The 13,871-nt window shown below is 45.1% G+C and carries 11 protein-coding genes; 9 read left to right on the plus strand and 2 right to left on the minus strand.

From position 1 onward, the window contains the following. Nucleotides 1–59: 59 nt before the first annotated feature. A complete protein-coding gene (locus MHB71_RS06185; protein ID WP_340029075.1) occupies nucleotides 60–1,268 on the minus strand; it encodes a pyridoxal phosphate-dependent aminotransferase in 1,209 nt (402 codons plus the stop codon). 260 nt (nucleotides 1,269–1,528) lie between these two features. Between MHB71_RS06185 and MHB71_RS06190 the strand changes: the two genes are divergently transcribed. The 4 genes from MHB71_RS06190 to MHB71_RS06205 all read left to right on the plus strand — a co-directional run bounded on the left by MHB71_RS06190 (nucleotide 1,529) and on the right by MHB71_RS06205 (nucleotide 5,521). Next, entirely contained in the window at nucleotides 1,529–2,524 is a 996-nt protein-coding gene (locus tag MHB71_RS06190; protein WP_340029076.1) for an ABC transporter substrate-binding protein, read from the plus strand. 202 nt (nucleotides 2,525–2,726) lie between these two features. Continuing rightward, entirely contained in the window at nucleotides 2,727–4,349 is a 1,623-nt protein-coding gene (locus tag MHB71_RS06195; protein WP_340029077.1) for an AraC family transcriptional regulator, read from the plus strand. A 73-nt stretch (nucleotides 4,350–4,422) separates the two neighbouring features. Continuing rightward, nucleotides 4,423–5,244 carry a carbon-nitrogen family hydrolase gene (locus MHB71_RS06200; protein WP_340029078.1) on the plus strand — a complete coding sequence of 274 codons (822 nt, stop codon included), beginning with the start codon at nucleotides 4,423–4,425 and terminating at the stop codon, nucleotides 5,242–5,244. A 91-nt stretch (nucleotides 5,245–5,335) separates the two neighbouring features. Next, nucleotides 5,336–5,521 carry a hypothetical protein gene (locus tag MHB71_RS06205; protein WP_017687767.1) on the plus strand — a complete coding sequence of 62 codons (186 nt, stop codon included), beginning with the start codon at nucleotides 5,336–5,338 and terminating at the stop codon, nucleotides 5,519–5,521. A 234-nt stretch (nucleotides 5,522–5,755) separates the two neighbouring features. Here the strand turns inward: MHB71_RS06205 and MHB71_RS06210 are convergent, their stop codons facing one another. Then, a complete protein-coding gene (locus MHB71_RS06210) occupies nucleotides 5,756–6,676 on the minus strand; it encodes a LysR family transcriptional regulator (protein WP_076318119.1) in 921 nt (306 codons plus the stop codon). 359 nt (nucleotides 6,677–7,035) lie between these two features. Here MHB71_RS06210 and MHB71_RS06215 point away from each other — a divergent pair, with 359 nt between their 5' ends. From MHB71_RS06215 to leuD, 5 genes are all read left to right on the plus strand, one after another. Beyond that, complete coding sequence (locus MHB71_RS06215; protein WP_340029079.1) at nucleotides 7,036–8,934, plus strand: beta-glucoside-specific PTS transporter subunit IIABC; 1,899 nt, start codon at nucleotides 7,036–7,038, stop codon at nucleotides 8,932–8,934. Between the two features lie 36 nt (nucleotides 8,935–8,970). Then, nucleotides 8,971–9,810 (plus strand): PRD domain-containing protein, encoded by an 840-nt coding sequence (locus MHB71_RS06220; RefSeq protein WP_074095604.1) that lies wholly within the window; start codon nucleotides 8,971–8,973, stop codon nucleotides 9,808–9,810. A gap of 45 nt (nucleotides 9,811–9,855) precedes the next feature. Then, entirely contained in the window at nucleotides 9,856–11,313 is a 1,458-nt protein-coding gene (locus MHB71_RS06225) for a glycoside hydrolase family 1 protein (protein WP_340029080.1), read from the plus strand. A gap of 313 nt (nucleotides 11,314–11,626) precedes the next feature. Continuing rightward, entirely contained in the window at nucleotides 11,627–13,048 is a 1,422-nt protein-coding gene (gene leuC, locus MHB71_RS06230) for a 3-isopropylmalate dehydratase large subunit (protein WP_036607575.1), read from the plus strand. Nucleotides 13,049–13,079: 31 nt separating this feature from the next. After that, complete coding sequence (leuD, locus tag MHB71_RS06235) at nucleotides 13,080–13,682, plus strand: 3-isopropylmalate dehydratase small subunit (protein ID WP_036607574.1); 603 nt, start codon at nucleotides 13,080–13,082, stop codon at nucleotides 13,680–13,682. Nucleotides 13,683–13,871 lie beyond the last annotated feature (189 nt).

Raw genomic sequence — 13,871 nt, forward strand, 5'->3', positions numbered from 1 at the left:
TATTTCTTATAACATACCATGGAAACTTGGCATATGCAAAGGGGTTATGGTCCTGTAAATTACTTGAATAAATTCAGCTTACCAATCCGCTGGGCAGCTTCGCGTAATCGGTTTTCATCACTTAACAGTCCCGCGCGCACATAGCCTTCGCCATGCGAACCAAAACCAATACCTGGGGCTACGGCTACCTTGGCTTCTCGCAGTAACAAGTCTGCAAATGAAGCGGAGGTATAACCGGCAGGTACAGGCAACCAGCTGAAGAATGAACCTGCGGGTTTCGAAGCTTGCCAGCCAATCGAGGAAAGAGCGTCATAAAACGTATTGCGACGCGATTCGTAGCGTGAAACCAGTGAGGCAACACATTCCTGTGAGCCAGTAAGTGCTTCCGTTGCCGCAGCCTGAATTCCACCGAAGAGACTGACATAGATATGATCCTGAAGCAGATTGATTTTAGAGACAATCTCTGCATTACCGAGCGCGAATCCAACACGCCATCCAGCCATATTGTACGTTTTGGATAACGTATAGAACTCAATGCCCACTTCTTTGGCACCAGGGGCTTGTAGGAAACTTACGGGACGATGTCCGTCAAATCCAATCGCACCGTAAGCAAAATCACTGGCTACTACGATTTGATTTTGAATGGCAAATTCAACCGTATCTTCGTAGAACGAAAGGGGTGCCGTTGCTGACGTTGGGTTGTTGGGATAGTTCAGAAACATCAGCTTGGCCTTCTCCCGATCTTCGGCTGTAACAGCTTCGTAATCCGGCAGGAATGCATTGGACTCGAGCAAAGGCATAAATGACATGTTTGCTTTGGCGAGTGCAACACCAGACCAGTAATCCGGGTAGCCCGGATCTGGAACGAGAACGGTGTCGCCGGGGTTTAGCAGGACCTGAGGTAACTGAACCAATCCGGTTTTGCCTCCGAACAGAATGGCTACTTCAGTCTCGGGGTCCAGATCAACGTTGTAATCTTCCTTATAACGTTTGGCGACGGCTTCCTTCAGGAAAGAGTACCCTCTAAAAGGGGAGTATTTGTGGTAGAGGGGATTCTCAGCCGACTCTTGCAGTGTTTTCACAATATGAGGTGGTGTAGGTGTATCTGGGTTCCCCTGACCCAGATTGATCACGTCATGTCCACTTGCGATTTCACGATTTACATTTTGAACAAGGGTAGCAAAAAATTGCGTTGGCAGCTGTGTCATCACATCAGAAGTCGGTATCTTAAAAGCTGAACGAGCAGATGTATGGTCTGATTGGGTCATTATATTCATCACTCCGGTTATTAATAATGGCAAATAGTTCTCATTAATTTATCACGCAAATCCCGAGCTGTATAGAGGGAAATGCACTTGAATATACAGTACATAGGAGCAAAGAGCGGAGTATTGTACAAAACTGAAAGTGCCCATTTAGTTTTGTCCATTGAGCTGAGAGAAGCCATGTTTTATGATAATATCCGATAATGATAATCAATATCATTAATTTCTAGCACAACGCACATGATATAGGGGGAGAAATAGAAATGAAAAAGGGCATACGAAATACGGGAGTATTATTAACGATCACATGGTTATCCATCCTGCTACTGGCTTGTGGAAATCAGGCTGCAACACCTGCTGCTGGCGCAGATGATTCCAAAGTAGCCACAGAAACCACAGAGACCACGACTGCAGTGGAAGAGACGAATGAGGGCGAGACCCGGATATTCAAAGACTGGACTGGCCATGAAGTTGAGATTCCTGTAAATCCGAAGCGAGTTATCTATCATGGAGAAGTTACAGGGGATCTGCTCGCGCTTGGTGTTGTTCCTGTCGGCATACTTCGTCAAGAGGGAACCGTATTTGATGATCAGGTTGCTCAGGCAGAAGATGTAGGATTTCCGATCAGTGTGGAAAAGGCGTTAGACCTGAATCCCGATCTGATTATTTTTTCCAACAGTGACAAGGCTCAATATGATCAGATCGCAAAGGTTGCACCCACAGTTACATTTGATTCATTTGGTTTAATAGAAGATCGCATGCGTATCCTTGGCGACTTATTGAATAAGAAGCAAGAAGCGGAGGATTGGATTACGGCTCATCAAAAAGCGACGGAAGAGATGTGGACGCAACTTCATGAGAACGGATTAAAAGAAGGGGAGACCGCTTCGGTATTCACCATGTATCCCGGGAATCGTCTGTTTGTCATGGCAGGTGCAGGATTGCCACAGTTGTTATACGGAAAAGACGGGCTGAAGCCAACCGCGGAAATCCAGAAAGTATTGGATGAAGACATGGGATTTGTAGAGATTTCGACTGAAAAATTATCTGAATTTGCCGGTGATCGGATATTTATTCTGGATCCTGTGACCGACGATGCGAAGCAATCCACCAAGGAATTGCTGGATAGTACAATCTGGAAGAACCTGCCTGCGGTGAAAGAAGGGAAAGTATATCGTTTTAATATCGTAAAAGCTTCTAGTGATGCTCTTTCCAGAGAGTGGCTGTTACAAGAGCTGCCAAAACAGATGATTCAATAATGGTGACGAGCTAGTGAGGCAGCAGTAACACCTTTGAGTAATGCAGTTATAAAAAAAGTGAAAGGGGCCTTCAACATTTCGTTGAACGCTCTTTTTTGCTGATTAAACTCATATCTGGATTATTAACAATCTCTCGCTTATAATCAGACCATACAGAATGATTGATAATTATTCTCATTTTAGAAAAACGAGGTGAACCGACATGCAGGCTTTGGATGCCGATGGGGGAGCGTTGTTCTTTTCAGCATTCATGTTTCGGCTGGATCATCTGGTACGTCGAATTGAACTACCTGAACAGGTGATGCTGGAAGTTGCTTGCGAGAAACATGCCTTCCTGATCTGTGAAGAAGGGGATGGGCGTTTATATATTGGGCATGAACAGTTTCCGTTTACTACGGGATGTGTTTATCCGCTTTCTCCGGGAGAGGGGTACCAGATTGAACATCGTAATAACTCGGAATTGAAATATATCATAATGGCTTTTGATGTTATTCATGTGTTGACGGGTGATCCCGAACTCTTTACCCGCGCTGTATTTGAGCACAGAAACCAATTGAATGGTTATCCCTATGCTCCGTTAAGTGGGTTGCTGGAGCAGATGTATGTCATTCGGAATTATAGAACAGATGCTGAATACAGCCATCTGAATGCACAGTTCCAAAAATGGATGGAGATGATCATTACCCGGTACACTTCTCCAAAGACGGAACAGAGTATGGAAGCAAGGCTACACAGTACGATTCAGTATGTGGACGACCATTATGCTGAAGAAATCACTGTACAGAAACTGGCACGACTTGCGGAGATCAGACCTGTACAATATACGACCCTTTTCAGACAACTCACGGGTCACAAGCCGCTCGATTATGTGAATCATGTACGCATCAAACATGCCAAGGACTGGCTTCGCAAATCAGATGAACCACTTCGGGATATTGCGAGCCGCGTGGGGTTTAAGGATGAGTATTATTTCAGCAGGCGTTTTCGCCAAATGACCGGATTATCTCCTCGTCAATATGACAGATCGATTCAGCAGCAGACATTAGTACAAGATTGGTTGGGTCATGATGTGAATATTCCAGTAAATCCGGAGCGAATTATGTATTACGGATATTGCGCTGGGGATATGCTGATGCTGGGCATTCAGTTGCTAGAAGAACGGACATATGACGCGGTCGCTCCGGTTAATGTGGAAGCCGCTGTTATCATGAAGCCGGACTTGATTATTTTTGATAGCAGCAATGAACAGCAGTATGAACAACTTTACCGGATTGCACCGACGCTTGCTTACAATTCACATGCCACTTTGGAAGAACGAATGCGCAGATTGGGCAGCTGGTTTGGCAGACAACCGCAGGTTGAACAATGGCTAACCTCCTATGCGGAGCGTACTGAGCAGATGTGGGCGAAGATCCATACTGTGATTGAAGAGGGGGAAACGGCATCCGTATTTACATACCATCGGGGTGCACGATTATTTGTTATGGGCAATATCGGTCTGGCGCCTATGTTATATCATCCAATGGGATTCAGGCCAGTTACCAAAGTGAAGGAAGCACTTGTGGCAGGCAGAGCCTATAAGGAAATCTCGGCTGAAGCGGTACGTCAGTACGCGGGAGATCATGTGTTTGTTATGCTGCCTGAGGAAGTTGTGGCAAGACAGGCTACAGAGATGCTGATGAAAAGTCCCAGTTGGCAGGCCCTTCCGGCTGTGCAGAATGGACGGGTATATCCTGTGGAGGAGTCAACATGGAATGTGGGTGATGCGCTCACGAGTGATCGATTGTTGACCCTGCTCCCTGAGTTGTTGTGTGCAAGTTCATAATAAAAACAGGCTTGCAGTCCTCAAGAGGATCAAGCTATGATAGCAGGTATTACGGTTCAGAGGAGTGCTTGTCATGACAGAAAAACAACAGGGAGAAATGCGTGTAGCCCTGATTCAGGGCGATATTCAACTCGGAGACCCTGAGGCTAATCATAAACATATGCAGACGTTGCTTGAGCGTGCGGTAGAACAATATCCGGATCTGGGGCTGGCTGTGTTACCTGAGATGTGGAATACCGGATACGCTTTGACTCAAATTCATGAACTCGCTGACCCGGAAGGCCAGAAATCTCGGGAATGGCTGTCTGCTTTTGCTCAAAAACATCAAATATCCATCGTTGGCGGTTCAATTGCTGAGAAACGGGATGGTCAAATATACAATACAATGTACGCTTATGATCGTGAAGGAAAACAGGTAACACGATACGATAAATTACATTTGTTCCGTCTGATGGACGAAGAGAAATATTTACAGCCAGGTGCGGAACCTGAAATTTTTGAATTGCAGAACGGTCTTACAGCGGGTGCTTCGATCTGTTATGACATCCGGTTTCCGGAACTTGCCCGCACCCTTGCTTTGAATGGTGCCAAGGCATTGATTGTACCCGCCGAATGGCCGAACCCTCGTTTGCACCACTGGCGTACGTTGCTTACCGCACGAGCGATTGAGAATCAGATGTATGTGATCGCATGTAATCGTGTAGGTAAAGGGGGAGAGACCGAATTTTTCGGACATTCCCTTATCATTGATCCTTGGGGTGAGATTGTGGCTGAAGGTGGCGAAGGGGAAGAGATCGTGACCGGAATTATTCGTCCATCTCTGGTAGACGAGGTTCGCGGACGTATTCCCGTATTTGAAGACCGTCGACCTGGCGTTTATTTTGGCGGAAAATAAAAACTGAAATAAAATTCTTCAGAAAAAGTGTTTATTCTTCCAGGACGCGGGTAATGATAACTATCCCGTCACCAAGGAGGATGATCAATCAATGGACAACCATGTGAAAGATACGCTCAGGAGACTGGAACAGGATAACACAAGGGAAGATCACTTAAGGGCATTCTTAGAGAATGGAGCAGGAGGGCTATCACCCCCTGATTCAACTGTTCAGGACGAAGGCCGTGTAATGAATCAGCAAAACAGGCTGACAAGCGATCGTAATTTGCGTAAATAAACCGCCAGACATGAAGTTTTCTTATGTACGTTTCTACGTTAACATTATAAATTAGCATTGTAGCTAAACAACTTAACAAGCAACATTGTACTGTAACCAGTCACTGTGATTGCAATGTAAGAACTCTATCCTGCGGATGCGGGAAACGAGTATATGACAAAGGCTTGGCCCATAAGGGTCAAGCCTTTGTTTTGTTTCAGTATGAAATGTACCCATACCCATAGGAGAAATTTTTTAGTCTCCCTTTGACAGTTCGGTCACGGTTTGTTGAAACGTATGGATGAATGCTTCGGCTGCCTTCGACAGCACTCTTCCTTGACGATAAGCCACAACAAGTGTTCTGCTAGGAGTAGGCTCAGCAAGTGGCACATACACAGGCACGAACTCACTGCGCGGCGCACGGGCGATAAAGCGTGGAACCAGGGTAATACCCATACCTGTGGCGACCAGCGACTGAACGGTTTCAATATTGGTGCTCTCAAACACAACTTGGGGATCAAAACCAGCCTGCTCACAGAGATCGAATGTAAGTTTGCGGAAGCCCTGCCCTTTTTTCAACACAACAAAAGGTTCATCCCGAAGCTCTTCAATTCGCACAGGAAGCGGATGTTCCGGATCTGCCCTGCGTGCCAAAGGGTGATTCGGGGGAACTGCCAGATCAATCTTTTCCTCTCCAATGGCAACGTAGGCGAGACTTGGCTCTTGTAAAGGAAGAGATAACAGACTAAGATCTGCTTTGCCGCTTGCTGTCAATTTCTCAAGCGTAAGCCCGGAGTCTTCCAATAAGGTAACCTCAATCTCGGGATAAGCTTGTTGGAACGCAGGAAGCACATGTGGGAGCAAGTGTGAGCCCGTGATTGGCATGCTGCCCACAACGACTTTACCTTTGCGAAGCTGGGAGATATCGGACATTTCCTGACGCAATAGCTCCACGGCATCTACGATCTTCTGGGCTTGCTCGACAAACGTAACACCCGCATGGGTTAACTCCACGGTACTGGTATTACGCTGAAATAGCAGGACTCCCAATTCTTTTTCCAATTTGGATAATTGCTGGCTTAATGAAGGCTGGGCAATATGCAGCTTCTCTGCTGCCCGGGAGAAATTGCGTTCGGCCGCAATTTGCAGCGTATATTGAAGTTGTCTGAATTCCATCGTCATCGGTCATTCCTTTCGTTATGCCACCATTATATCATTACAGATGAAGAAATCATTAATTTCGCTTAACCGCTTGCACTCCATCAGAAGAGTTGTTATACTGATTTTGAAAACGCTTAATAAGAACAACTTACCCGGGTAAAACAAAATCAACGTTTTCATGTGTACCAGTTTCAAGTGTTAACAGAACCATTTCAAATGTTCATATTCTTTTTCGTTCATATAATTGAATAACATTCATCCAACGATGGCGTGTTACTGTTCGGCAGGCAAGACCTAGATTGGGTGGGAAGAGTTTCTCTTTTCCTACCCTTTTTAGGTCTTTTTTTGTTCCCATCAAGAAACGGAGGTGCACCATGAATTACAAACAATTAGCCCAATCGATTATGGAGCTGGTCGGTGGCAATGATAATATCAACACGTTAATTCATTGCTCTACCAGGCTCAGACTTACCCTGAAGAATCCGGATATGGCGAAGACCCAAGAAATTAAGAGCCTTGATGGTGTTATTGGCGCAGTGAATAGCGGCGGACAATATCAGGTTATTATCGGTAATGACGTCGCGTACGTCTACAATGAACTTGCCAAGATGATGGATACTCGGCAATCAGACGAAATTCAGGAGAAACAAAAAGCGGATTATAGCCCCAAAGGACTGTTTAATACTTTTGCCAGTGTCATTGCAGGCATTTTCCAACCTATTATCCCAGCCATTGCTGCCTCGGGCATGCTTAAGGCACTTTTGCTACTGGCGACCGTGACCGGCCTGATGTCTAAAGAGAGCCAGACATATACCGTTTTGAGTGTCATGTCTGATGCTGCCTTTTACTTTCTTCCGATTCTACTGGCTTATTCCAGTGCAAATAGATTTAAAACCAACCCCTTTGTTGCCGTTCTGTTTGGTGGAATCATGTTACACCCGAATATGATTGGTCTGCTTGGCGGTGAAGATCCGGTGTCCTTTATTGGTATACCTGTTGCATCCGTTCAATATGCGACATCCGTGGTACCGATTATTTTAACGGTCTGGTTCATGTCTTACATTGAAAAGTTCGCGGACAAGATCTCACCAGGACCGGTCAAAATTTTCCTTAAACCTTTGATTGTTATTCTCATTGTTGCTCCAGTTGCCCTGATTGTACTTGGACCTCTGGGGATGTATCTCGGAACGGGAATGTCCAACCTGATCTATTGGATTCAGGATAAGATTGGATGGTTGACCGTTGTCATTATGGCTATACTGATGCCTCTGATTGTCATGTTCGGTATGCATAAAGTATTTTATCCCATTATTTTCGCAGCCTTGGCTTCACCTGGATATGAAACACTGGTGCTGGTCGCGATGCTGGCATCCAATATGGCGCAGGGAGCAGGCGCACTGGCGGTGTCATTCAAAACCAAAGACATCAAGCTGAAACAAGTCGCTTTGTCTGCAGGAATTTCAGGTGTATTCGGTATCACGGAACCTGCTCTGTACGGTGTACATTTAAGGCTCAAGAAAACGCTGTTTGCCTGCATGATCGGCGCCGGAGTCGCTGGGTTGTTCGCAGGTATTGTGAATCTCAAGGCATATGCTGCCGTGGGTCCGGGGATTGCATCTATGCCTATGTTTATCAGTGAAGATCATATGAATATTATCTATGCGATCATTACCATGCTGATCTCTGCCATTGTCGCGTTTGTCGCTGTATATGTCATTGGATTTCAGGATGTTGTTCCAACAGCAGTGTCGATAGCAGGCAGTCATACAAACAAAGCGAGAGGCGAATCTGAAATCCAGCCATCCAAAGGGATCAAATCGAAAAAGATCGTTTTTGCTCCATTGGAAGGTAAAGTTCTGCCATTAAGAGAGGTGAAGGACGAGGCCTTCTCGCAAGAAGCTATGGGACAAGGTATGGCCATTCAGCCAAGTGTTGGCAAGGTGTTTGCCCCGTTTGATGGTACCGTTGAGACGGTGTTCCGTACCAAACATTCTATCGGTCTGAGATCGGTAGAAGGTGTAGAAATTCTGATTCATGTCGGATTGGATACGGTGAAACTGAAAGGCCAGCATTTTGATGTAAAAGTGAATGAAGGAGAACAGATCTCTCATGGTCAACTCCTGATTGAATTTGATCTTGAAGCTATACAAGCGGCAGGTTATGACACGACGACCCCTGTAATTGTGACCAATTCATCAGATTATCTGGAGATACTGGGCAATGAAACTGCGGCGACAACAGGACCGGGGAAACCATTAATTACGGTGTTATAACTCGCTGAAATATGAATGAAAGGCAGGCAGCCTGATATGGAAGTCATAAAAATACTGAATTCGAGCATTGTTCTTGCCAGACGTGTTGAGGATGACAAGGAAATTATTGTGATGGGAAAGGGCATCGGCTACAGGAGCAAACCGGGAGATGTCGTGGGCGAGGATGAGATCGAGAAGATCTATGTCCTTGAAAATGAAACGATCTCTTCGGATCTCACCGCCCTGATGAAGGAAACGCCAAAAGAATATCTGATTCTGGCTGATGAAATCATCTCTCACGCCAAACATACATTGTCCCGCCATCTGAGTGATCATCTCTATGTCGCCTTAACAGATCACCTGTATATGGCCATGAAGCGATTCAAGGACAATATGACGATCCAGAACCGAATGTTGTGGGAAGTGAAAAAGTTCTATCCGCAGGAGTTCAGCATCGGGTTGCATGGTCTGTCTCTCATTCAAAAACAGCTTGGACTCTCCCTGCCTGAAGAGGAAGCGGCGAATATTGCCTTTCATCTCGTTAATGCGCAGCAGAATGATGACAATATGAATCAGGTCATGATGATGACCAATACCGTCAAGGATGTACTCAATATTATCAAAATTCACTATCACGTGGAGCTGGATACACACAGCATCAACTATTCACGCTTTTTGACCCATTTGCAGTTTTTCATTCAACGGCTTTTTGAACATAAAACGTTAAACACGCAGGATCATGAGCTCTTTGAGCAGATCGCGAATAAATATCCGCAGGAGGAAGCCTGCGTACTGCTAATCAAGGATTATATTGAAGCTCGGTTTGAACATACGATCTCCAATGAAGAGATGATGTATTTGATTATTCATATCAATCGGGTCATGAGTCGCAATTGAGCAAGAATGAAAGAGTCACAGAGATAATCAAAGGAGGAATACACAATGACCAATACAACAAGAACGTTTCCAGAAGATTTTCTATGGGGAGGAGCGATTGCTGCCAATCAGGCGGAAGGAGCGTGGAATGTGGATGGCAAAGGTCTGTCTACAGCCGACATTGCTATCTATCGAAAAGGTGTAGCCAAGAGTGAGTATAAAAAGCATAATGCGATCAATGAAGAACAGATCAAAACTGCGATGGAGTCTACCTCGGACAGAGAATATCCGAAACGCAGAGGCATTGATTTTTACCACCGCTATGAGGAGGATCTGGCCCTGTTTGGGGAGATGGGTCTCAAAACGTTGCGCTTATCTATTGCTTGGACCCGAATTTTCCCGAATGGCAACGAAACAGAGCCGAATGAAGCCGGTTTGCAGTTCTATGACCGCGTTATTGATGGCATGCTGAAACAAGGGATTGAACCATTGATTACGTTGTCGCATTATGAGATGCCGATGTATCTGGTGAATCACCATGATGGATGGACGGATCGGAAAGTCGTCGAGTATTTTGTTCACTTTTGCAAAACCGTGTTCACCCGTTATAAGGACAAAGTGAAGTATTGGATTACATTTAATGAAATTGACAGCATTGTTCGTCATCCGTTTACGAGTGGTGGTATTGTGCCAGAGCGTTTCGAAAATGTGGAGCAGGCTGTATATCAGGGGTTACACCATCAATTTGTAGCGAGTGCGCTCGCAGTGAAATACTGTCATGAGATCATTCCCGGTTCCCAGATTGGATGTATGCTTACCAAACTGACAACATACGCTCATACATGTAATCCCGAAGACGTACTTGTTGCTTCCCGGGATAATCAATTTAATCTTATGTTTACGGACGTACAGGTGCGGGGAGCGTATCCATACTTTACGAAGAGGTTTTTTGCCGAAAAAGGGATTAACCTGGATATGCTTGAGGGGGATGAAGAGATTCTGAAAGTACACACTGTGGACTTTATCTCATTCAGTTATTATATGTCCCTCGTATCAAGTGTGGATGGCGACCGATTGGAGCAGGTGAGTGGCAATACAACTGGAGGGGTGAAGAACCCGTATCTGCAAACGAATGATTGGGGCTGGCAGATTGACCCGGTAGGTCTGCGTATCTCACTGAATGAACTGTATAGTCGTTACGAGGTGCCTTTGTTTATCGTTGAAAATGGAATTGGAGCGGTAGACACGATTGAAGCGGATGGTAGCATTCAGGATGATTATCGTATTGATTATTTCCGCTCTCACATTGAACAGATGCATGAGGCGATTCTGGACGGTGTTGAACTGCTCGGCTATACCAGTTGGGGAGTAATTGATCTGATTAGTTATTCTTCTTCAGAGATGGAGAAACGATATGGCTTTATTTATGTAGATCAGGATAATGACGGCAATGGAACACTGGAGAGAAAACGCAAGAAGAGTTTCTATTGGTACAAAGATGTGATCGCGAATAACGGTTTGTAATATAGTAGTTAGCAAAGCAGCTCTGGATTCAGGGCTGTTTTTTGATGTTCTAGATAAAAAGCATTGACAGCGAAGCAGCGGAAACGTAGTATAAGACTTATCTGATAATGATAATTGTTATCAATTGAAACCTCTGCGATGAGCAGTGGTTTATTTGTCTTTCTCTCATTATAGGATAAACCTATTACATCTATAGATATTATATCTTGGAACAATGAAGGACAGGGTGATATATTTATGTCATTCAAGAGCTTCACTTTTTAAAGAAAACAGAGGCTCTTCCAAGGACCGAACTTATAATGAGGTGAAAATGATGAGTAAAAAAACGATGTTTGAGAAAATTTGGGAAAACCACGTAATTCATCAAGAAGAAGGCAAACCAAGCATTCTGTATATCGATCTGCATCTGGTGCACGAAGTAACTTCTCCGCAGGCATTTGAAGGTCTTCGTCTCAGCGGACGTAAAGTTCGTCGCCCTGAACTGACATTTGCAACAATGGACCACAACGTTCCAACGAAAGACCGTTTCAACATTACAGATCCTATCTCCAAACAACAAATTGATACACTTTCGCAAAACTGTCGTGATTTCGGCGTGAAATTGTATGATCTGGACACGATTGATCAAGGCGTTGTACACGTTATGGGACCTGAACTGGGTCTGACTCACCCGGGTAAAACGATTGTATGTGGTGACAGTCATACGTCCACACACGGTGCGTTTGGCGCACTGGCATTCGGAATCGGAACAAGTGAAGTTGAGCACGTTATGGCAACTCAATGTTTGCAACAAGCAAAAGCCAAAACGATGGAAGTTCGTTTTGTCGGCAAACGTAACCCGGGTGTAACCGCAAAAGACATGATCCTCGCAGTCATCGCCAAATACGGTACAGACTTTGCAACAGGTTATGTTATTGAGTACACAGGTGAGTCCATCCGTGAGTTGAGCATGGAAGAGCGTATGACGGTCTGCAACATGTCCATCGAAGGTGGAGCAAGAGCAGGATTGATCGCGCCGGATGAAACAACATTTGAATATCTGCGTGGACGTGAATACGTACCAGCGGATGCGAAGTTTGATGAAGCTGTAGAGGGTTGGAAACAACTTGTAACCGATGAAGGTGCCGAATTCGACCATGTGGTTGAAATCGATGTAGAGACATTGATTCCGCAAGTAACTTGGGGAACAAGCCCAGGTATGGGAACCGACATTTCTTCGAAAGTTCCTGTTCCGGCTGAATTGCCTACAGAAAACGAACGCAAAGCGGCTGAAAAAGCGCTTGAATATATGGGACTTGAACCGGGAACACCAATCGCCGAGATTCCAATTGATTATGTATTTATCGGTTCTTGCACCAATGGTCGGATCGAAGATCTGCGTGCAGCAGCACAAGTGGCTAAAGGTCACACGGTATCCAGTCAGGTTACAGCAATTGTTGTACCAGGCTCAGGACGTGTTAAAATTCAGGCTGAACAAGAAGGTTTGGATAAAATCTTTACGGAAGCTGGATTTGAATGGCGTGATGCGGGATGCAGTATGTGTCTGGCGATGAACCCGGATGTATTGAAGCCAGGACAACGTTGTGCTTCGACTTCCAACCGTAACTTTGAAGGACGCCAAGGACGCGGAGGACGTACGCACCTGGTATCTCCGGCAATGGCGGCAGCAGCAGCGGTTAAGGGTCACTTTGTGGACGTACGGGATTGGAATTTCAAAACAGAAGCAGCGATCTAATCTATAACAGACAGAAGGGAGAACGTTTAATATGGAAGAATTCAAAACATTACAAGGCATCGTTGCACCGGTAGACCGGGTCAATGTAGATACAGACGCAATCATTCCAAAACAGTTCCTGAAACGGATTGAACGTACCGGATTTGGACAATTTTTGTTCTATGAATGGCGTTTCGATGAAGAGGGCAACAATAATGCTTCCTTCGAAATGAACAAACCTCGTTATGAAGGGGCATCCATCCTGATCTCACGTGCCAACTTTGGCTGTGGATCTTCCCGTGAGCATGCGCCATGGGCGATTTTGGACTATGGATTCCGTTGTGTCATCGCTCCCTCTTATGCAGACATCTTCTATAATAACTGCTTTAAGAACGGAATCTTGCCAATCAAGTTGTCAGAAGAGCAAGTTGAAGACTTGTTCCAACGTACAGCGACACATGAAGGCTATGAGATGAATGTAAATCTGGAAAACAAAACGATTACTGATGCATACGGACTGCATATCGATTTTGATCTGGATGAGCACCGTCGTCAATTCCTGTTGCAAGGATTGGATGATATCGGTCTGACTCTTCAACATGATGATGAAATCGCTGCTTACGAACAACGCCACGCGGCAAAACTGTTCGGTTAATCGTTAAAGTATCGCATAGCAAAAAGCTTCTGCCTCGCCCAAGGGACCTTGTTCCCATCGGTGAGACAGAAGCTTTTTGTAGTTTCAGAAGCTAAATTAGCTTAATAAGTCAGCTATACATAGAACTCCTGATTTTTCTTGACCGAATACTTCAACAGATACTATAACAGCCGACTAAATAGAGGAACC

The sequence above is a fragment of the Paenibacillus sp. FSL H7-0940 genome (assembly GCF_037979415.1).
In the GTDB taxonomy this organism is placed as follows: domain Bacteria; phylum Bacillota; class Bacilli; order Paenibacillales; family Paenibacillaceae; genus Paenibacillus; species Paenibacillus amylolyticus.